Origin of the sequence: Lysinibacillus sp. FSL K6-0075 (assembly GCF_038592945.1) — a bacterium.
In the GTDB taxonomy this organism is placed as follows: Bacteria; Bacillota; Bacilli; order Bacillales_A; family Planococcaceae; genus Lysinibacillus; species Lysinibacillus fusiformis_F.
The window spans coordinates 3,283,158-3,303,566 of record NZ_CP151947.1 but is presented as its reverse complement, the minus strand read 5'-3'; the positions used below and the strand labels follow the sequence as shown (position 1 = coordinate 3,303,566).

Annotated in this window: 20 protein-coding genes and 2 pseudogenes; 13 read left to right on the top strand and 9 right to left on the bottom strand. The window is 37.6% G+C overall.

Going from position 1 to position 20,409, the window contains the following annotated elements:
- Positions 1-152: 152 nt before the first annotated feature.
- From MHB65_RS16200 to MHB65_RS16185, 4 genes and pseudogenes are all read right to left on the bottom strand, one after another.
- Positions 153-287 carry a hypothetical protein gene (locus MHB65_RS16200; protein WP_016992482.1) on the bottom strand — a complete coding sequence of 45 codons (135 nt, stop codon included), beginning with the start codon at positions 285-287 and terminating at the stop codon, positions 153-155.
- A 114-nt stretch (positions 288-401) separates the two neighbouring features.
- A pseudogene (locus tag MHB65_RS16195) lies at positions 402-728 on the bottom strand (GNAT family N-acetyltransferase).
- Positions 729-731: 3 nt separating this feature from the next.
- The gene (locus MHB65_RS16190) at positions 732-1,286 is read right to left on the bottom strand and encodes a GNAT family N-acetyltransferase (protein ID WP_342443757.1); all 555 of its coding nucleotides are present in this window, start codon (positions 1,284-1,286) and stop codon (positions 732-734) included.
- Between the two features lie 10 nt (positions 1,287-1,296).
- The gene (locus MHB65_RS16185) at positions 1,297-1,635 is read right to left on the bottom strand and encodes a hypothetical protein (RefSeq protein WP_342441035.1); all 339 of its coding nucleotides are present in this window, start codon (positions 1,633-1,635) and stop codon (positions 1,297-1,299) included.
- Between the two features lie 150 nt (positions 1,636-1,785).
- Between MHB65_RS16185 and MHB65_RS16180 the strand changes: the two genes are divergently transcribed.
- A complete protein-coding gene (locus MHB65_RS16180; protein WP_342441034.1) occupies positions 1,786-2,538 on the top strand; it encodes an SMI1/KNR4 family protein in 753 nt (250 codons plus the stop codon).
- Positions 2,539-2,585: 47 nt separating this feature from the next.
- Here the strand turns inward: MHB65_RS16180 and MHB65_RS16175 are convergent, their stop codons facing one another.
- Positions 2,586-4,319, bottom strand: coding sequence for a cache domain-containing protein (locus MHB65_RS16175; protein ID WP_342441033.1), 1,734 nt, complete (start codon positions 4,317-4,319; stop codon positions 2,586-2,588).
- Positions 4,320-4,522: 203 nt separating this feature from the next.
- Between MHB65_RS16175 and MHB65_RS16170 the strand changes: the two are divergent.
- The 4 genes and pseudogenes from MHB65_RS16170 to MHB65_RS16155 all read left to right on the top strand — a co-directional run.
- Positions 4,523-4,630 (top strand): annotated as a pseudogene (locus MHB65_RS16170) (cupin domain-containing protein); the annotation flags it as partial.
- 98 nt (positions 4,631-4,728) lie between these two features.
- On the top strand, positions 4,729-5,412 hold the full coding sequence (locus MHB65_RS16165; RefSeq protein WP_342441032.1) for a VOC family protein: 684 nt from the start codon (positions 4,729-4,731) through the stop codon (positions 5,410-5,412).
- Positions 5,413-5,482: 70 nt separating this feature from the next.
- Positions 5,483-5,890, top strand: coding sequence for a GNAT family N-acetyltransferase (locus MHB65_RS16160; protein WP_342441031.1), 408 nt, complete (start codon positions 5,483-5,485; stop codon positions 5,888-5,890).
- Between the two features lie 21 nt (positions 5,891-5,911).
- The gene (locus MHB65_RS16155) at positions 5,912-6,901 is read left to right on the top strand and encodes a zinc-dependent alcohol dehydrogenase family protein (RefSeq protein ID WP_342441030.1); all 990 of its coding nucleotides are present in this window, start codon (positions 5,912-5,914) and stop codon (positions 6,899-6,901) included.
- Between the two features lie 267 nt (positions 6,902-7,168).
- On the opposite strand, the gene MHB65_RS16150 is transcribed toward MHB65_RS16155, so the two are convergent.
- Positions 7,169-7,654: a hypothetical protein gene (locus tag MHB65_RS16150; RefSeq protein ID WP_342441029.1), complete on the bottom strand. Its 486-nt coding sequence runs from the start codon at positions 7,652-7,654 to the stop codon at positions 7,169-7,171.
- 159 nt (positions 7,655-7,813) lie between these two features.
- Here MHB65_RS16150 and MHB65_RS16145 point away from each other — a divergent pair, with 159 nt between their 5' ends.
- Positions 7,814-8,821 (top strand): DUF1835 domain-containing protein, encoded by a 1,008-nt coding sequence (locus MHB65_RS16145; protein ID WP_342441028.1) that lies wholly within the window; start codon positions 7,814-7,816, stop codon positions 8,819-8,821.
- Positions 8,822-8,889: 68 nt separating this feature from the next.
- Complete coding sequence (locus tag MHB65_RS16140) at positions 8,890-9,318, top strand: GatB/YqeY domain-containing protein (RefSeq protein ID WP_205444501.1); 429 nt, start codon at positions 8,890-8,892, stop codon at positions 9,316-9,318.
- Between the two features lie 112 nt (positions 9,319-9,430).
- On the opposite strand, the gene MHB65_RS16135 is transcribed toward MHB65_RS16140, so the two are convergent.
- From MHB65_RS16135 to MHB65_RS16125, 3 genes are all read right to left on the bottom strand, one after another.
- Positions 9,431-11,128, bottom strand: coding sequence for a methyl-accepting chemotaxis protein (locus tag MHB65_RS16135; protein WP_342441027.1), 1,698 nt, complete (start codon positions 11,126-11,128; stop codon positions 9,431-9,433).
- Positions 11,112-12,755 carry a pyridoxal-dependent decarboxylase gene (locus tag MHB65_RS16130; RefSeq protein ID WP_342441026.1) on the bottom strand — a complete coding sequence of 548 codons (1,644 nt, stop codon included), beginning with the start codon at positions 12,753-12,755 and terminating at the stop codon, positions 11,112-11,114. The genes MHB65_RS16135 and MHB65_RS16130 overlap by 17 nt, the downstream gene beginning before the upstream one ends.
- Before the next feature lie 346 nt (positions 12,756-13,101).
- Positions 13,102-13,806: a polysaccharide deacetylase family protein gene (locus MHB65_RS16125; protein ID WP_342441025.1), complete on the bottom strand. Its 705-nt coding sequence runs from the start codon at positions 13,804-13,806 to the stop codon at positions 13,102-13,104.
- A gap of 141 nt (positions 13,807-13,947) precedes the next feature.
- Here MHB65_RS16125 and MHB65_RS16120 point away from each other — a divergent pair, with 141 nt between their 5' ends.
- The 6 genes from MHB65_RS16120 (at position 13,948) to grpE (ending at position 20,374) form a co-directional block, all read left to right on the top strand.
- Complete coding sequence (locus MHB65_RS16120) at positions 13,948-15,147, top strand: oligoribonuclease (protein WP_342441024.1); 1,200 nt, start codon at positions 13,948-13,950, stop codon at positions 15,145-15,147.
- Between the two features lie 103 nt (positions 15,148-15,250).
- Positions 15,251-16,099, top strand: a complete 849-nt coding sequence (locus MHB65_RS16115; protein WP_342441023.1) for a DUF4179 domain-containing protein — start codon at positions 15,251-15,253, stop codon at positions 16,097-16,099.
- A gap of 85 nt (positions 16,100-16,184) precedes the next feature.
- A complete protein-coding gene (chrA, locus tag MHB65_RS16110) occupies positions 16,185-17,348 on the top strand; it encodes a chromate efflux transporter (protein WP_342441022.1) in 1,164 nt (387 codons plus the stop codon).
- Positions 17,349-17,520: 172 nt separating this feature from the next.
- The gene (gene hemW, locus MHB65_RS16105) at positions 17,521-18,666 is read left to right on the top strand and encodes a radical SAM family heme chaperone HemW (RefSeq protein WP_342441021.1); all 1,146 of its coding nucleotides are present in this window, start codon (positions 17,521-17,523) and stop codon (positions 18,664-18,666) included.
- 89 nt (positions 18,667-18,755) lie between these two features.
- Complete coding sequence (gene hrcA / locus MHB65_RS16100) at positions 18,756-19,784, top strand: heat-inducible transcriptional repressor HrcA (RefSeq protein ID WP_205444489.1); 1,029 nt, start codon at positions 18,756-18,758, stop codon at positions 19,782-19,784.
- Positions 19,785-19,801: 17 nt separating this feature from the next.
- A complete protein-coding gene (gene grpE / locus MHB65_RS16095; RefSeq protein WP_342441020.1) occupies positions 19,802-20,374 on the top strand; it encodes a nucleotide exchange factor GrpE in 573 nt (190 codons plus the stop codon).
- Positions 20,375-20,409 lie beyond the last annotated feature (35 nt).

Sequence of the window (20,409 nt, the reverse complement as noted above, 5' to 3'; positions counted from 1 at the left end):
AATATTATGTTCCATTCATAATTGCACATGGAAGTGGTAACGAAATAATTCCAAAAGTTTATCATAGTACTATTGATTGCCAGCAACCAACCAAAAAAAGGAATCACTATTTTGAGTGATTCCTTTTTTAGTGTGATCATTCTGTTTGAAACTTATTGAAACAATAGAAAAAACTTAGCCAATAAAAAAATGGGGACTCCTACAATTATTACGCCTGCAAAGAAATAACAAAACAACATAAAAACATCGAAAACCGCACCGGCTAAATCATCAATGAATTTTAACATTTCATTTCCCTCCAAACATAATAAGTATTGGCATTAATAATCTCTTTATTACTTACCAATAAAGATACTGACCCATCGTAATGGTTTATTTAAAATCTATCCTAATGTCTTTTTTTAATAATAATGTTTAAAGTCTCTTCCCACGCGATCAAGAGTCCCATATATTTCATAATGATGATTTTCATAAAATGTTAACGCTTGAAAGCTAATTGTGTCAACTTTAATGAAATCACACTGAGTATCCATTGCAATTTGTTCCATTGTTATCAATAGGTTAGATCCATGCCTTAAACTATAAAGCTTTTCGTCTACCATTAGTGTGTGTATTTCCTAATATCGACCTTATAAATCTTTTGGAAAGTGTTTTACATTGTATGCATAGAGCATGTTATTGACATAAAATCTGTTTACATGTAGTTCTTGTGGAATCTGATAGGACATTTTTTACTCCTTTAGTCGAAATGGCAATGTTCGTTTCCAAATCATATGGTGATTATTTGTTCCCCAATAGTTTTCAAGGACAAAATCTGGCTGGCCAAATTTTTTCTGCCAGATGATTTGGGCTTGTTTATACCCACTATCTAAACAAAAACCAAGAACCCTTCGATTTTTTAACGTCATTAGCATTTTCTCTAATAGCATGGTGCCAATACCACGATTTTGATAATCCGGATGAACAAATATGGTACCGATTTCTGGACATTGGGATAGATCTTCTTTGATCGTTTGTTGGATGATTTCGTTGGCTTCACCATATTCGATAGTGCCTATTATTTCATCGGTTTCTTCGTTCAAAGCTAACCAGAAAAATCTTTTTTCGCCCCGGCTCTCTAAATCCATTGCTACATACTGTTTTTTCGTTTTCCATTCATGCTGTTGATCGTCCACTAGCTCGGCAATGCCTTCTTTTGCAAAAGTATCTTGAATGACAAGAGAAAAGAATTGGTGTAACGCCTGGATGTCCGATTGGTTTGGACGTCTAATAAGTAATTTCATGATTGCTTGCTCCTTATGATGGGTGTCGTCTATGGTTTAGTAGGGATCGAGCTCGTTGCACATCCACATCTAGTAAACCATTTATATCTTGCTGTACTGTGGGCAATCGATCTAGTGCAAGCTGTAACCAATGATTGGAGGCATCATATTTTTCAGCATGCCATAGCAACTCTCCATAGCAAATGGCGGCTCGAATAAATGTGAGATGGTCATCCACCAGATTCGCAAAATGAGTGGCTTGTTTGAGACATTGTTCCCCTTGTGTTACCTTGCCATAATCCAAATAGCGAAGTGCTTTCAAAAATTCCGTGTTGGCTTGCTGTATTGTCTGTTCATTCGTATGTTGTGACATGACAGATCGCTCCCATCCGTTATTTTTGTGCTCGTTATGCATACTACCAGTCTATTTTAATGATTATAACATGTTCCCCTTAATTGGTTAATGATGGAATGTGTTAAAATGCAAAGAAAGACACTTGGCAACTAAAAGGAGGAAATCTCATTGAAAGATTTACAAAAGAAACTCGATGCAGTATTAGAGCAAATGCGTGATTTTATCGAAGAGTTTCAAGAGCGGGAATCAGCCTATCCAATGGTTTTTCATCATCAAGCCGAAGAGGATATTAGCCATTTTATGGATAGTGGATGGTCATTGCCAGCAGAGTATGTTTATTTTTTGAGACATTATGTCGTTGAAAGGGTCACATGGGCTACAGGTGATTATATTAATCTAAAAATCTATGGAGCAAGAGATTTAATACGTGGGCAGGATGGCTATAATTATAATCCAGTGACAGATGAGGCGATTGTGGATTGGCCACATGATTATTTAGTCATCGCAACAGATGAAGGCGATCCCTATTGTCTGGATTTAACAAGAGGTGATACAGCTATTTTTACCGCTACTCATGGGACAGGCAGTTGGCATTTTTCAATGGCTTATGACAATCTAATTTTATTCCTTGAAAGTGTACTGATCCCACCTGGTTTAGAGGATATGCTGCCAGTAGAAAGTTCTGTAGCGTACTATGAACTAACTATTACTGGGGAAGGAAAAGATAAGCTAAAGACATTATTGTTGCTAAAAAAATTATTATCTTATGATTATTCACAAGCGAGAAAGGCTTTAGAGCAGCCCCCATTAGTAATTTATAGGGGAGTTGAAGCAGGTGCCTTAAAGTTAGTGGCCGAGTTACAGCATATCCGTGCAGATTTTCAAAAAAGGAAAATTAGCTTAGCGGAATTTATTGGATGAGGAAAATCCAAAGGAATCACGAACATAGACGTGATTCCTTTGGACAGCTAAAGTTTAAATTGTTGTACTAAGTCATTTAATGTAGTCGCTTGCTCTTTTAATAATTTTGCACTAACCTCCACACTTTCCATGGAACTGCTAGATTGTTCAGTTGTGGCAGTCACTTGTTCAATTCCAGCTGCCGTTTCTTCCGATACAGCGGCAATCGTATCAATTGAAGCGTTAATAACGTGCGTATTCTCCAAAACAGCCGTCATGGAATTCGCCATTGAATCTACTTTGATACTAATGGCTTCAATTATCTCTTTTAGATGATGGAAGGCTCCACCCATTACATCAATTTGGTGCGTACCAAATGTTACTTTTTGATAGCTATCCTCTAATGTTGCGACAACTTGCTTGGACGCTGATTGAATATCTATCACAATAGAGGTAATATTCGTGATGGAGAAATTAACCTGATCTGCTAGCTTCCGTACTTCACCTGCTACAACCGCAAAACCCCGACCGTGTTCACCAGCTCTCGCTGCTTCAATGGCAGCATTTAGAGCGAGTAAATTCGTTTGTTCGGAAATATCCTTAATAACGTTCACAAGCTCCGTAATTTGATTAGCCTTACGATCAAGTCCTTGTACCATTTCTAAAGAATTTTTAATTTGCCTATCAATAATTGTCATCTGTTCAATGGAGGAAGTCATATGTTGGTTTCCCTCATTGGTGATGGTCAACATTTTTTGAGATTGATCTTTAATGTTGTCCCCTTCTGTTGCAACAACATGTATGGTTTTAGAGAACGCACTTATTTGTTCCAGCAATGATGTGGAAGAATGTGCTTGCTCTTCGACACCATTGGAAAGGTCGTTCATTGTAAGAGCGATTTGTCTTGAACCTATTCCAACTTCCTCAGCGGTATATGTCATTTCTTCACTTTGAACGGTCACCTGTTTAGAGACATTTACAATGTTGCTAATCATTGTAGCAAGATTTCCTTTTAGTTGAATTAATGAATTGTTTAATTGACCAATTTCATCCTTTCTGTTGACATTTATAGTGTCAATTTGAAGATTTCCTTCTGCAATCTCACTAAGTTGGCCTGCAATAGTTTTGATGGGTGATGCCAAATGCTTTGAAAATAACAGGGTGATAATGGTACCAATGATTAAGAAAATACCTATTGTCATCAGCATGGTATAAAGTATGGAATCAACAGGTTTATAGAAATCCATTGTATAGGTTGTAGCAACAATGATCCAACCCCAATCAGGTTCCATTTTACTATAAGCAATCTTTTCTTCGATTTTTTCTTCATTTGTTGGGTGCTGCCAATAATATGTTGTAAAGGTGCCCTCCGATTGTGAATGCTGGATGATATTCTGGATGTAAAGCTTACCTTTTGCATCTTCCATATCCCATGTGTTTTCATTTTCAAAAAGAGGACTTGCTACTTCAAGCCCTTGTTTATCTAAAACGAAAAAATAACCATTTTCTCCTAGATCCACAGGGTTTTCAATTTCTCGTGTGCCATCAGACTTTCTTGAACCGATTAAAGCAACTTTTGCTTGCTCTTGTGCTTCTTCAAACGTCATTCTTCCTTTTTCAACTTCCTTATTCAAGCTATCGATCATGCGAATGGTCATTTCTACACTATTTTTCAAGGTAATTTCACCTGAGTTTGTAAGGTGTTCCTTTGATTGGCTATATCCAACGTACCCAATAATAAAAGAAGGTAATGCAAATAAAATCAATGATATACTAATGATTTTTTGTTTGATCGACTTCATAAATAGCTCCCTTTCATACTAAAGATAAAAAATAGACTGTCTAATTTATAGAAGATATATCGGGAAGGGATATTTAAAGTTTAGTTCCTTTTACTTACAAGGTAAACATAGGTAAAAATATTTAAAAAAGAGGTAAAAATACTTATAAATAGTTGTAATATGAAATGAAGAAAGGATGAAAATTAATAGAACATTAGAAACAACACGAGGGAATTGAATTTCCTCCGCGTTTACAACAACCAATGCAAAACGATTCACAGGAAGATGTAGAATTCCTCGTGATTTCGCAACCAAATAGCAGGGGAGACTGAGAGCTGCTTGAATCGTTCTACATTGAATTTCATTCTTTCGCATGAAGCTATTCTTATCAGCTGCTTGTATAGTAGGGAGTGTAAAGGGGTGCTTAAAAATGAAGATTACGAAGGTAAAATTATATGTTCACGATGTGCAAAAAATGGAGCAGTTTTATGTTGATTTGTTAGGCTTTGCTTTGCTAGAAAGAACAGCTGACCATTTTACAATAGCCGTGGGTGAAAGTAGGATAACATTTGAAAAGATTTATTCTTATATTCCAAAGCAGTATCATTTTGCATTAAATATTCCTAGCAACTTATTTCAACAGGCAAAAATTTGGGCAAAGGAGCATGTAGGTTTGCTGGATTCAGAGGGGCAGGATGAAGTCTATTTTGAATTTTTAAAAGCTTATTCATGTTATTTTTACGATCCTGAAGGCAATATAGTGGAGTTTATTGCAAGACAAGAAATAAATTCAAAACATGATGCAGCCTATTTTTCTACTGAGCAAGTGTTACATATTGGGGAAATCAATTTAACGACAGATGACATTCTAGCAATAGCTGAACAGTTAAAAAAATATGCTATAAAGCCTATAGCAAACAAGGAAATCCAACTAGAGGGTCTTAATTTTCTGGGCAACTATGAAGACGGAGCCAATATACTATTAGGGCCGAGTGAACGTCTTTGGTATTTTTCGGATAAGAAAGCGGTAATCAGCCCGATTTGTATTGAACTAAACGAAGCTTTACAATTAAATATGGATGAAAAAGGTCAACTAACCCTTGTCCAACTCTAACATCATAAACTTATTATGGATTAAATATGTGTTATTTTGTATATTTATTCAAAATAAGGAGGGGTATTAGATGTATGTAATCAAAGAAACAAATCCGACGATAGAGTCGTATAAAGCATTGCACCAAACAACGGGCTGGAATGCAAAAGGGCTGTATACGTATGAACAATTATACAAGGCTATTTGCAATAGCTGGTTCAGTACGTCTATTTATGATGACGACAATCTAATTGGATATGGACGTATTATTTCTGATGGTATCTATCAAACCTTTATCTGTGATGTGATGGTGCACCCTGATTATCAGCGAAAAGGAGTTGGCACTATGGTGATGGATGCTCTTTTAGAGCAATGTCAGAAAGAAAATATAAAATGGGTTCAATTATTTTGTGCTGAAGGTAAACAACCTTTCTATCAGAAGCTTGGATTTAAGGAACGTGAAATAAATGCTCCTGGTATGATGTTGTTTTATACGTAATGAATAAAGGAGCTAGAATCGTTGAAAGCAAAATGCTTAAAAATTTATGAATTTGGAAATCCACAAGAGGTGGTAAGGCTAGAGAATAAAACCATTGCACCTCCACAAGGTCAAGAAATTCTTGTTCGCATGCTAGCAAGACCAATCAATCCCTCAGATTTAATACCGATATGGGGGAAATATGCTCATAGAATCACTTTACCAACAGTGCCTGGCTATGAAGGCGTAGGATTTATTGAAGATGTTGGACCACTTGTTTCACCCAAGCTTATTGGCCAGCGCGTATTACCATTACGGGGAGAGGGAACTTGGCAGGAAATAGTGAAAACTCAAGCTGATTTTGCAGTGTCTATTCCTGCTACAATGGATGATTTTACTGCAGCGCAAATGTATATTAATCCGATTACAGCTTTCGTAACTTGTTCAGAGGTTCTCCATTTACAATCAAACGATGTTTTATTAGTAAATGCATGTGGCTCAGCCATTGGACATCTCTATGCTCAACTTGCGAAATTGCTAGGATTTCAACTTATTGCAGTGACACGAAGTAATCAGCATACTGAAGAATTACAGCAACTTGGTGCAACTTTTGTCATCGATACCTATCGAATGCCACTCTATGAAACCGTTATGGCATTAACAAATGGTAAGGGGGCAGATGCAGCAATTGATTCCATTGGAGGAGAGGCTGGCAATCAACTTGCGTTCTGCGTAAAGCCCGGTGGAATTTTTTTAGCCATTGGTCTTTTGTCGGGTATTCAGGTAAATTGGACAAACATTGTGAAGGAAGCAAAGGTACAAGCGAGGATGTTCCATTTGCGTCATTGGCAACATCAGACGTCAATAGAAAAATGGCAACAAACGATGCAACATCTTGTAAATCTTGTACATAACGGTTCACTAAAAATGATGAAAGTACATGCCCATTATCCATTACTGGACATTCATAAGGCAATTGATGCTGTTGAGGGGGCTAAAAAAGGAAAAGTATTTTTAACGAACGTTGACTAAATAACATACTACTGTAGTAGGCCCACTATGGATTGAGCTGCTACTGGTAGTATGTTTTTTTATAAGGAAGTGGATGTTTTCTTTAGTTGTGAAGGAGTAACTGCTCAAAAAGAGAGAGGGCCCGCTCCGAAAGTGAGAATCTGCTTAGAAAGCGAGCCCCCGCTCCAAAAAGTAAGAAAGGCGCTCAAAAGAAGTGAAGCCCGCTCCGAAAAGTAAGAAAGGCGCTCAAAAGAAGTGAAGCCCCGCTCCAAAAAAGGAGTAAGCCGCTCAAAAGAAGTGAAGCCCCGCTCCAAAAAGAGAGAGCCGCTCAAAAGAAGTGAGCCCCCGCTCCCAAAAGTAAGAAAGGCGCTCAAAAGAAGCGAAGCCCCGCTCCAAAAAGAGAGGGAGCCGCTCAAAAGAAGTGAAGCCCCGCTCCAAAAAGTAAGAAAGGCGCTCAAAAGAAGTGAGGCCCCGCTCCAAAAAGAGAGGGAGCCGATCAAAAGAAGTGAATACCCGCTCCGAAAAGTAAGAAAACTGCTCAAAAGAAGTGAAGCCCCGCTCCAAAAAGTAAGAAAGTCGCTCAAAAGAAGTGAAGCCCCGCTCCAAAAAGAGAGAGAGCCGCTCAAAAGAAGTGAAGCCCCGCTCCAAAAAGAGGGGTAGCCGCTCAAAAGAAGTGAATACCCGCTCCAAAAAGTAAGAAAGTCGCTCAAAAGAAGTGAGCCCCCGCTCCAAAAAGTAAGAAAGTCGCTCAAAAGAAGTGAAGCCCCGCTCCAAAAAGTAAGAAAGCCGCTCAAAGTAAGCAATCCCCCGCTCCGACCAAAAAAATCACTTGCAATAGTAGTAATATATAATTTTATAAAATTACTAAATTGGTAATTAGAGGTATTAAAAGGTATGATAAGATTAGCTGTTTTATATAAAGGAGTACAGAATATGGAGAAGATCAACCAATTAAAAAAGTCGATCAAACAATTGAGTGAAGCTGATGCGAAGACGATGCTTCTTTTAACTTTAATAAATGAACAGTCAAGGGACAGCATGTTACAGTTTTTATTACAGCAAGCTGAGGAGCGGGATCTTTCAAAGGTACAAACGGTTCATATTGTATTCGGTCATTCACCTGGGGGGAGCTTGAAAGCAGCCTTTCGTCATACTGACTATGCTAAGACCGAGGAAATCATTGTTATGCCAGGTAATTTTTCTGTTGGTCCTTTGAAAGATGTACATACATGGGGCGGGATTGAAGCTCGTTTTCAATGGTTGAAAGAGCGTTATGTAATGGATGATGACGGATTGATCATTTTTGAGCGAGAGATGAAGGAAGCTGTAGAGAAAATAAAAAATATCCCACCTCATCAGGAAATAATGATTTGGACTTGTCAAAATGCTCATGAACAAATAGGCCTTCGACTAGTTTTGGCGATGCTCGAACAAAAAATAAATGATATCTATGTATTAGACACTTTTCAGTTATTTCATGAGTTGTATACTTTACCACAGTTAGCAGAGGATAATTATCCAAGATCCACTGGAGAGGTCAACACAGAGAATTTACTTTATTTTTATGAACAATCTCAAGGACGGCCATTAAAAAAAGCATTGCGGGAGTCCTTATGCAAAGAAGGTTTAAATTTGTTAATGGATGATTACCATTGTATACACACCTGGCAATATCATGAACTTTGGGGCAATAACAATGAAGATAGAGAGGATGACTTTATTATTGCCTGTGCTAGACGTTTACAGGAAGAGCAAGAGGAAGTCCACTATCAAGTTGCAGCTAGGTTAATTGGAGAGGTACTGGGTCATATGGAAGAATTGAGAGAGGTTGAATGGATTGAATATCGTCTGCGCCAATTAATTCAGCAAGGGATTTTTTCTTATCAAGGCGAGCTACAAGGAATGCTACATTACAAAGTAAAATTAGCAGAAATGCAATGAACTGTAATCCTTCATGATTTTTATGATATAATTTTTTCTGATATAGACGGTTAGAAGGAGTGAGATCATTGTTAAAAACAGAAGTATTTGAACAATTAAAAACGGCAATGAGAGAGAAAGATACTTTAGCGAAGGGTGTATTATCTCTTTTAAAGTCAGCATTAGATTCTGCTGAAAAAGAAAAGGGAGAGACATTAACACCTGAGGAAGAAATGGCCATTATTAATCGTGAGGTCAAACAAACGAATCAGGCTTTAGAAGGTGCACAAACGGCTGGGCGAGCAGACCTGATTGAAAAAGAGGAAGCCAAATTGACACTTTTGAAATCTTTTTTACCAAAGCAATTATCAGAAGAAGAAATTGCAGAGAAATTAGTGGCAGCGGGTGTTGAAAAAGGAATGAACATGGGCGAAGCCATGAAAATTGCTAAACCATTGCTTACAGGTCAAGCTGAAGGTGCCGTTATTTCAAAAGTTGTGAAAAGCATAATTGCCTAATCTTCTACCATTTTGTTAGGAGCTTTTTAAAGTTTTGTAGTATAATTCTATATTTTAAAATCACACAAAGAAATCCGCAATGCCCGATTATGGCATTGCGGATTTGATCATTTTATAACTTGAATTTTTGAATGATATTGCGGAGTTGTTGAGCCATTTCAGCTAAGTTATTAGAAGAAGCAGTTATTTCTTCGATACTTGCGGATTGTTCCTCAGAGGCAGCTGCTACGTTTTGAATGTTGCCCGAAGCTTGTACAGCTACAACGCCAACTTGTTCAACAGAACTAGCGATACTGTTAACACCTTCATTGATATTGGACATCACGTTATTGACATGGTCCATTTCTCTCGTCAGTGCAGTGACTTGGGCATAGATATCAGCAAATGCCTCTCCAGATGCATTGAAAGTTGTTGAGCTTTCGGCAAGATTACTGCTACTGATAGCCATAGATTTGACGGCTTGTGCAGATTCTTCTTTAATCGTTTCAATACGAGTACGAATACTATTTGTTGCCTCTAATGATTGATCAGCTAACTTACGCACTTCCTCTGCTACAACTGCAAAGCCTTTACCGTGTTCGCCTGCACGCGCTGCCTCAATCGAAGCATTTAAAGCAAGTAAATTGGTTTGATCCGTAATTTGCGTAATCAATGTCACAATATCACCAATTTCATTTGTGTACGTGCTTAATCGTTCTACGACAGTTGCTGATTCTTGGATGGCTTGGGATGTCACGGCCATTTTTTCAGTTGCATCTTGGATCGTTGTATTGCCTTTTTCTGATATAGCAGATGCTTGGAATGCCTTATCTGTAACATCAGTTACACTTGTCACAACCTCTGACATTTTGCTTGAAATGGTTGTAATATGATTTTCCACTTCTTCAATCGAAGAGGTTTGCTTCTCTGAACCCGCTGCCACCTCTTGCATAGAAGAGGTAATTTGCTGAATGGAGGCACTTGTTTGTTCGGAGCTTGCTGTTAATTCTTCCGACATTGCGGCTACTTGTTCAGCGTTTTGAGCGATTTGTTTAATTAATGAACGCAAATCTTCCGTCATATTTTCAATGCCTGATGAAAGCTGGGCAATTTCATTGGAACCTTTTATTTGAAGTGGTTCGACAGCTAAATCACCCTGTGCAACTTGACCAACATAGCGCGTCATTTTTTTGATTGGCTTCGTAATGCCCACACTAATAAAGTAAGCAACGATTATACCAAAAATCACAAAGACAATCGTTAAAATAATACAAATCCAAAGTGTTTCCGTTTGTAGCTTAGAAATGAAGGAAGCATCCATATCTAAACCGAAAATAATATCCGTATCTTTAAATGGGATAAAAATGGACTTATGGATACCGTATTCATCCTTGTAAATATCACTCGTTTGAGTGGTGCCAGTGGCTACGGCTTCATGCATTTCTTTACTAAATACATAATCTTGCTGATGATTGTCGGTATTACTTAGAGCGATGATATGCTCTTTACCATTTGCTTTAGAAAGGACATAGGCGTTTTCGACATCATATTTTTTAACCGTTGCATTCAATTGATCTAAAAGTTTTTTATATTTGTCAGGGCTACCGTTATCCGCTGCTTTTACATCATTTTTCTCAATATCTTCAAAAATCGTATTCGATGTAATCTCTAAAGTAGATTCGAATTGTTTAATAACAAAATTGTCAATAATTCGGTAAGAAACTGCAAATAATACAACACTAAAGAGTAAGGAAATAATCGCTATTGGAATAGTGAAACTAGCAATATATTTATAGAGTAAAGAACTCTTAAATTTAGTGACGATACGCAATGTGTGACGCCTCCAGTACTTTAAGCTTTTGCTGTAAAAAATGAATCATATTAGGGATATGGTCTGTCTCCGTATAAGGTGAAATGGAGAAGAATTTTGCCGCTGCAACCGGAACCTGTTGTGTTGTATCACTTGTGCTAACCGTGCAGACACGCGTTGTGTCACCATAGAATACTTCATCTCGACCTTCTCCGATAATTTCAAAGAATGAAGCGTTCATGCCGTTAATGTGTTCAATTTGGTCTTGTGTATAATGACCAGCCTGTTCAGCTTGCCAATTCATGCCGTCTGGATATAAACGAAACGCTGTGACTGGCCCAATATTGGCTTCATTAACTACCTGTAGCATAGGGGTTTTCTCAGTTAATTGTGCACGGAATGCTAAATTCACACGTACATAATTAGCTAGTAGTTGTTGATAGCCTTCTTTACCAAACGCCTGCAATGCAGCAAAAATAGCGATGGAGCTACCCATACGAGAGCACTCTAATGTATAACCAGTATGATAAGAGCCATAACCACGATTGCCGACATACGGCGTATCAAAATCTTCAATATCTAGTAGCTGTAAACTTTTACCTTCCTTAATTAAGAATAGGCTAGTTAAATAAGGTGTTTGTCCAAGCTTTTGGAAGTCAAAGCACAGGCTATCTGCAATGGCTAGATGTTGCATACGTTCATGGATTTGTACTAAACCTTGTAAAACCTCCACCTCGAATTGGAGTGGATTTTTATTAAAATCATAATCATTGAAGAAGGCATAAAAACCACCTAAAGCCGAATCAGCATGAATATGTACTGGTTGTAAGTTGTATTTCTTCTCAAGCGTTGTTGTGACCTTTTTGATGGCTTGTACATCATCAATACCAAATTGATCAGTTGCACCTGTTGTCGCTACTACATAGACGGGAATGCCGCCATTTTCGATGACTTCTGTCATACGTGCACGTAAGTCTTCCACATCCATCGAGTGATCTTTGCCTGCTTTTACACGCACTAAGTGTTTACTACCAATCCCTACTGCTTCGACCGATTTTAAAAGACTGTAATGGGCATTCTCTGAAGCAAAGCAATATAAATTATTAGGAACACCATCTTCTTTTGCTTGAGGGAATTGTTTTGCAATGGCAAGACGAAGTCCACTGAAAACGGCACCTTGTCCACCCCATGTTGTATAGCCAAAGCTTTTTGTATAATCATAGCCTACTAATTTAGACATCATGGCTACTACTTTAACCTCACACTCAGCGGCAGCAGGACCATAAACATCCCATAAATTATTGCCATTCAATAGCGCATTCGTAAACTGGCCTAACACACCAGGAATACTTGCCATTGGTAAAACATTGGTAACAAAGTTACGTGTATGATAAGGATGTCCTTGCATTAAATGTGTCAATTCTTTTACAACTTGTTCTAGCCCAATACCAGTTGTTGGCACTTGATGTTCTTGCATAAGTTCTTGATAAAAATTAGCAGATCGTTCTTTTATTGGGCCAAGAGTTGTCTTATTTGGATTCTTTAATTCATCTAATGAGGAAACAATTTTCTCTAATAGGGATAAAAAATTCTCTCTTTGTTGGATATTTCCATCTTCGCTCTGGAATAATTGTTGGATATTTTGCATATTCATCATCCTTTTGTAGTTCATATTTCCTCTATTTTTACCTAAATAAAAATAGGACATTATACTAAAGGTATAATAGCATATTTTAGCAGAGATGGTGATTATATTTTACTGAAAAAATATTTATAGACATTTCTGAAAAATTAAACATCTAATGACATTATATAACTGTATTGTTTTAATTATGGAGTAGTAGGCTTTATTCGATGTGGGAAGCAAAATTTGAAGAGAATGAGAAAGTTATATAAATTATAATGATAAGACTATATAAAAAGCGGGAAGAACTGCTGCTTTTTATATAGTAAGAATCTGCACAAAAGGAGGTGCAGATTCTTAGCGGCATGTATCATTCGGAATAGTTGAGAAGCTCATCTACCGTGACGAATGTATAGCCCTCATCTGTAAGGGATTGAAGAATTCCTTCTATTGCCTGTAGTTCATTGTCAGTTTGATCATACATAGGGTGCATTAAAATGATGGAGCCTGGTTGAATAGTTTCTTTTACATAATTTATTTTATCCGCTGCCTTTGTAAAGAAGGTATCAGGCTCTAGGTTCCATGTAATGGTCTCGCGTTGATGTTTATTTAAGTAATAGGGAAAGCCAATCAACTTTTTACCATATGGCGGTCTTACAACGGGTGTTTCTTGATAGCCGGTATTGGCAATAAGGGCATCCGTTTTTTCTATTTCATTTTTAATAAAGGAAGGGTTTTTTAAGACCATACGTTTATGCGAATACGTATGATTACCAAGTTGATGTCCTGCCTCCATTATTTTTTTAGCTTCTTCTGGATGTTGCTCAATGTCCTGTCCAATTAGAAAAAACGTGGCTTTTACTTGGTAGTCGTCTAGTAACGATAAAATAGCGCCAGTATTGTCAGTTGGTCCGTCATCAAATGTCAATGCAACGATCTTTTCCTGAGTATCCACCCGAGAGGTAATAGGACCAAACAATTGATAGTCACGAGCATTCATTAATTTATAGGCTGAAAATGCTAAAGTAAAGATCAAGATAAGTCCGATGCCGATATAAGCTAGTTTCCTTTTCATTCACTGTCTCCTCTCTCACCATAAAGGATGTATGGTTTTAATGTATGTTATCTCGAATACAATATCAATGTTGTTACTTCTTGATCGTCATTAGCTGTTTGAACACCAAAAAAATAACCATACTACAGTGGAGGTGAGAACATGTATAAATTATTAACTCATAATGATTTAGACGGAGTAGGGTGTGGAATTTTAGCCAAGCTTGCTTTTAACGATAAGGTGAAGATACGCTACAATTCCATTACAGCACTTGATCGCGAAATCGAATTCTTTTTGGAGAATGATCAACAGAAAACATTTTTGTTTATTACAGATCTTTCTCCAAATGAAGAGAATGAAAAAAGGATTCATGATTATTATCAGGCGACTGGTAATGTGCAATTGTTGGATCATCATAAGACAGCACTCCATTTCAATCAATATGAATGGGGAAAGGTATTAATTGAGGATGAGCAAGGCTTTTTAACGTCAGCTACATCTTTATATTATCAATACCTGGTTATCCATGGACTATTAGAAAAAACAGAAGCCGTTTCTGAATTTGTAGAGTTAGTAAGACAATACGATACATGGGAATGGGAAAAGAACGGCAATTTACAAGCGCAAAGATTAAATGCACTCTTTTTTCTAGTGTCTATTGAAGAATTTGAAGAGAAAATGCTCGAGCGTTTAAAAACAAGTGATCACTTTGACTTCGATGATTTTGAAAAGAAAATTTTAAGCATGGAAGAAGAAAAAACAGAACGTTACATTCGGCGTAAGAAACGGGAGCTTATTCAAACTTCTTTGGGTGAATACTATGCTGGGGTTGTCTATGCAGAATCCTATCTTTCTGAGCTTGGCAATGAATTGGGAAAGGAAAATCAGCATCTTGATTATATTGCGATGATTAATATGGGCAGTAAAAAGATATCCTTTCGAACAATCCATGATCATATTGATGTGTCAGCTATTGCCGCCAAATATGGTGGAGGTGGACATCAAAAGGCTGCTGGCTGCTCATTAACAGAGGAAGCTTACAAGCAGTATGTAGTGGCAACGTTCCATATAGAGCCTATTCCAGAGGATGCAAAAAGAAATCGTTATAATGTAAAAGGGTCTACGTTTGGAACTTTCTATAAAAATCAGCAAGATGAAATGTTTATGCTCTATTCAAACGATGAGGTTGATTGGATAATTGAAAAAAATAACATGCTACTGACACAATCCTTTGCGAGCTTTAATGAAGCGGAGTGGTTTTTAAAGCGAAATAAACAAGCATGGCTAGTAAGAGATGATCTCTTTGTGGACTATTTAATGCGTGAAGTCAATAAAGGTCGTCATCTACATAAAGGGATGTAATATCCTTTTATACATAAATGAATCTTCAACATAGAAGGTTATATAATGCATGATTGAGCACTACAATGAATCATAATGATTTTTATAAAAATGAGGTGTACGGTTGTCCAATGATATGATTCGAGTTGTGGATTTGGATAAGGAAAATCGGAGAAGTAAGAAGTGGCTTATTGTTGTGATCCTTTTATTAATGATTGCTAGTGGATCGACGCTGTATTTGTGGTGGGATCAGGATGTGAATTTTGAAGCCTATAAAACGGATGTAGGGAAAACAGCTAACAATAGCTTAGGACGGTTAACATTAAATGAAGTGATTATAGATGACAATCAAATTTTACTAAATGCAACTTTCGAACCTGGAAAAGAGTTTAAGCCAGACCATCAAGTATTTTTCTTTCCGCAAATTCTTGTCAATGGGCAAGATTATATGGTTCGTAATGGAGGACAGTCCATAGCAAAGTCTGCCAACGTCTATACGATATACAATAGTATTAAAATGGATGATTTTCCGGCTGATGAACAATTAGAATTAGTTATTCGTTATAAAGATTGGAATGTTGAAACACCAATTGAGAAGCCATGGGAATTTCAGGTAGATGCTTCACAAGAGCAATTACAACAAGATCGTGAAATCTTTTCCATTGATAAAAAAGTGAAGCATGTTGATCAGCAGGAAATAACCATTGACAAAGTTGTCTCCACACCTATTTCCACAACGATTTATTTTCATGCTGAGGAAAGTGTTGTCAATGATGCGTTACACTTTAAAATTCAATCAAAATCTGGACAATCATGGGATTTTGCAACACCCTATCCATTAAATAAAGAGGGTACAAGGTGGGGAAGTCGTGTAGATGCACTCTATCTAACAGAAAAAAAATACACTTTAATTCCAATCAATAAAGAGGGTAGTAAAGTAGGTTCTGCAATTAAAATAAAGAGAGATGAATAATGAAGTAAATTTTACAAACTCTTAATCTAAAAAAAACTGCTTTCCGTGTAAGATGAAATAAAAGATATGGAAAGTAGTTGAGAGTTTGCGAAGGCTTTGGGAGATTTTTTTTGTTGCTTTAAAATTGGGCTGTACCTCATTCGGAGGCCCAACCGCTCATCTAGGTTATTTTCAACAGGAATATGTACAGAAACGTAAATGGCTTTCTGCACATGATTATGGTCAACTCGTTATGTTAAGTCAATTTTTGCCTGGTCCTGCATCTAGTCAGGTGGGGATGGGGGTTGGTTTACTTAGAGGAGGAGTAGTAGGAAGCTTTCTATCATTTCTTGGTTTTACCTTACCATCAGTTCTGATACTTATACTTTTTGCCTATTTCTCCAAGTATACAGAGTTTAAGATGGATTGGATTCATGGTTTGAAGTTAGTAGCAGTGGCGATTGTCGCTCATGCTATTTTTGATATGGGCAAAAAACTACTCTCGACAAAATGGCATTGGTTGATTGCTTTATTGACATTGATAACAGTATTGACATGGCTAAATCCATTGGCACAAATCGTAGCAATATTGATCGCTGCTTGTTTAGGCTTTCAACTACTGAAAAAAAGTGACGAGGGTAATACCTCAAAATTAGTTCATATACCCATTTCAAAAACCACGGGCATTGTTTTACTAGTACTTTTTTTCGTGCTACTCCTAGGTTTACCTATATTAGCCGCTTTATGGCATTATGAGTGGATTTCTATGATAGAGAAGTTTTATCTTGCAGGTGCCCTAGTATTTGGTGGCGGACACGTTGTTTTACCTTTACTGGAAACACAATTTGTTCAAAGTGGTCAAATAAGTACCTCAGATTTTTTAGCTGGCTATGGTATGACACAGGCAGTTCCAGGACCTTTATTTACATTTGCTGCATATATCGGTATGGTCATTGCTGGCGTTCCGGGAGCTATTATTGCTACTTTCGCAATATTTTTACCAGCGTTTTTGCTAGTGGTTGGAGCGCTACCATTTTGGATTAGCCTAAGTCGAATTGCACGACTTAGAGGTGCGATGGCAGGCGCAAATGCGGCAGTCGTTGGCATTCTAGCCGCTGCTTTTGTACATCCCATTGTGACACAAACCATCATCAGCACGTTAGATATTTTCATAGTAGCTGTCTTTTTATGGTGTTTAATTCGATGGAAAATACAGCCTTATTTATTGGTGCTGTTAGGAATTGCTGTGGGCGTCATTTTTTATACATGAAAAATCTGCACTTTCGATTGTTAGATTCTAACTAATAATCGGAGGTGCAGTTTGTTTTGTCATTACAGAATCAATATTCATTAAAAGTACCTGTGAGGTTTCATAGCGTTCCTTCTATCGATTCGTTATAATGTAGAAATGGAAAAGACTTAACGCGAAAGAAGGGATTGCTATGGCACGAGGTGTTTACATTCATATTCCTTTCTGTCATCAAATTTGTAATTATTGTGATTTCAATAAATTTTATTTTAAAAATCAACCAGTGGATGAATATATAGAAGCGCTTGGAAAAGAAATGGCTCTGGCAACAGAAAAATATCCTGAAAATTTCCGTAACATCGAGACAATTTTTCTTGGTGGCGGGACACCGACTGCTTTATCACCTGAGCAATTGGACAAGCTACTAACGTATATACAAACGTATATTCCAATGAATAGTGTGACAGAATTTACATCAGAGGCAAATCCAGATGAATTGTCCGCGGCCAAATTGCAGGTGCTGTTTGAGGGTGGCGTCAATCGTTTAAGCATGGGTGTTCAATCCTTTGACCAAGGGCTGCTCCAGAAGATTGGACGCACTCATAGTAATGAACATGTCTATGAAACAATCGCTTTGGCTAGAAAAATTGGCTTCCAAAATATTAGCATTGATTTAATGTATGGTTTGCCTGGACAAACAATGGCTCAATGGAAGGATTCATTAGACAAAGCTTTTGCTCTTGATTTGCCACATTTCTCTGCTTATTCTCTTATTGTAGAGCCCAAAACGATTTTTTATAATCAATACGCAAAAGGGAAACTGTATTTACCGACAGAAGATCTAGAAGCAGATATGTATGAGGTGCTGATGCAACAAATGGCCATACATGGGCTTCAACAATACGAAATTAGCAATTTTGCAAAGCCTGGATTTCATTCAGAGCATAACAAGATTTATTGGGATAATGATGAGTATGCTGGGTTTGGCGCAGGGGCCCATGGGTATCTAGCAGGTATACGCTATTCCAATCATGGTCCATTAAAAAAGTATATGGAAGCTGTTTTTGCGAGTGAGTTACCTATTGTCCATGCACATGAAGTATCACAAGCGGAGAAGAGAGAAGAACAAATGTTTTTAGGGCTACGAAAAACAGAGGGTGTTATGCACACTATATATGAAGAGAAATTTAAAGCACCAATGTCTGCCCATTATGATGCTGTAATAAAAGAATTAGTGTCAACAGGTCTTTTAGAACAAGATGAGGTGGGTGTGCGCTTGACTAGAAAAGGACGTTTTGTGGGCAATGAAGTATTTCAACAATTTTTGCTAGAAGATTGAGCGATATCGTTGACATAAAATGTGGGATTTGATAACTTAATAATAGTATTAGCACTCCTCTTAGTCGAGTGCTAACAGAGGTGATAATCATGCTAACAAATCGGCAGTTACAGATATTGCAAGTCATTGTAGACGACTTTATTGTGTCTGCGCAGCCGGTAGGTTCTCGCCAAATCTCCAAAAAACAAGGGATTACATTTAGTCCAGCCACTATTCGAAACGAAATGGCGGATTTAGAGGAATTAGGCTTTTTAGAAAAAACGCATACCTCCTCTGGTCGAGTGCCTTCGGAAAAGGGTTACAGATTTTATGTAGATCATTTGTTGAGTCCTCAAGGTATTAATTCCAAGGACATCCAACAAATTCAATCAATTTTTAATGATCGACTAGTAGAAGTAGAGCATATTATCCGAAAGTCAGCCAACATTCTATCAGAGCTGACATCGTATACTTCCATACTTTTAGGACCTGATGTCCAAAGGCATCGTGTTAAACGATTTTCGATTGTACCTCTTTCTAGCGACACAGCAGTAGCAATTATCGTGACGAATAATGGGCATGTAGAAAATCGCATGTTTAATTTACCGCCTGATTTTACCGCTTCTGATTTAGAGAAAATGGTGAATATCTTAAATGACCGCCTCATGGGTGTGTCATTAGAAGATCTCCATAAAAGCCTTGAAGCTGAAGTGCTAGCCGTGTTACAGCAACAAGTTCGATCAGCGGATGATTTTATTCGCGCACTTGTATCAGCAACAATGCATAATTCGGAAAGTAAAATTTTCTATGGTGGGAAAACGAATATGTTCAACCAACCAGAATTCCATGACTTAAATAAAGTCCGCATGATTTTGGACTTAATGGAGACGACTAGCCAAGTGCAGTCACTTTTCCATCCGAACGAATCAGGTATTCATATTCGGATAGGCTCAGAAAACAAACAACTAGAAATGGAAAATTGCAGTGTCATTACCACTACCTATTCCATTGGTGATGATCAACAGGGAGCCATTGCTATTATCGGCCCAACACGCATGGACTATAAGCGTGTCGTGGCTTTATTAGACGTAATGCGCTTGGATTTAACACAGGCGTTTACGAAGAATCGTAGTGAATGATAATGAGGAGGATTCAAGTGACGGAAACAACGGAAAACAAAGGTTTAGTACAAGAAGATGTACAAGCTGAAACGACAACAGAGGCAGTAGAGCAAACAGACGTTCAGGAAGAAGTAGAATTATCAATTGAAGAACAGTATGAGGCTAACCTGGCTGAACTACAAGCAAAGCTGGCTGACGAGGAAAATCGTCACCTACGCTTACGTGCTGACTTCGATAATATGCGTCGTCGTAATCAGTTAGATCGCGAGGCTGCTGAAAAGTATCGCGCGCAAAGCTTACTAACTGATCTATTACCAGTCCTTGATAATTTTGAACGTGCGCTCCAAGTTGAGACAACTTCTGAAGAGACAGCATCGATCATTAAAGGAATTGAAATGGTATATCGCTCTTTAATTGAAGCGACAGAAAAAGAAGGTTTGCAAGTGATTAAAGCTGAAGGTGAGCAATTTGATCCAACGATTCACCAAGCTGTCATGCAAGAACAGGATAGTGAAAAAGAGACGGGTATTGTCTTACGCGAGCTACAAAAAGGGTATATCCTAAAGGATCGTGTATTACGCCCAACAATGGTATCTGTGAACGAATAGTCTTTGCGCTATTTAGTCAATTAAAATTAGTTAGA

Excerpts from the sequence above, each read along its gene's own strand:
- MHB65_RS16200 (WP_016992482.1), bottom strand. The coding sequence starts at position 287 with ATGTTAAAATTCATTGATGATTTAGCCGGTGCGGTTTTCGATGTTTTT.
- MHB65_RS16185 (WP_342441035.1), bottom strand. The coding sequence starts at position 1,635 with ATGTCACAACATACGAATGAACAGACAATACAGCAAGCCAACACGGAA.
- MHB65_RS16175 (WP_342441033.1), bottom strand. The coding sequence starts at position 4,319 with ATGAAGTCGATCAAACAAAAAATCATTAGTATATCATTGATTTTATTT.
- MHB65_RS16165 (WP_342441032.1), top strand. The coding sequence starts at position 4,729 with ATGAAGATTACGAAGGTAAAATTATATGTTCACGATGTGCAAAAAATG.
- MHB65_RS16160 (WP_342441031.1), top strand. The coding sequence starts at position 5,483 with ATGTATGTAATCAAAGAAACAAATCCGACGATAGAGTCGTATAAAGCA.
- MHB65_RS16145 (WP_342441028.1), top strand. The coding sequence starts at position 7,814 with ATGGAGAAGATCAACCAATTAAAAAAGTCGATCAAACAATTGAGTGAA.
- MHB65_RS16130 (WP_342441026.1), bottom strand. The coding sequence starts at position 12,755 with ATGCAAAATATCCAACAATTATTCCAGAGCGAAGATGGAAATATCCAA.
- MHB65_RS16125 (WP_342441025.1), bottom strand. The coding sequence starts at position 13,806 with ATGAAAAGGAAACTAGCTTATATCGGCATCGGACTTATCTTGATCTTT.
- MHB65_RS16120 (WP_342441024.1), top strand. The coding sequence starts at position 13,948 with ATGTATAAATTATTAACTCATAATGATTTAGACGGAGTAGGGTGTGGA.
- hemW (WP_342441021.1), top strand. The coding sequence starts at position 17,521 with ATGGCACGAGGTGTTTACATTCATATTCCTTTCTGTCATCAAATTTGT.
- hrcA (WP_205444489.1), top strand. The coding sequence starts at position 18,756 with ATGCTAACAAATCGGCAGTTACAGATATTGCAAGTCATTGTAGACGAC.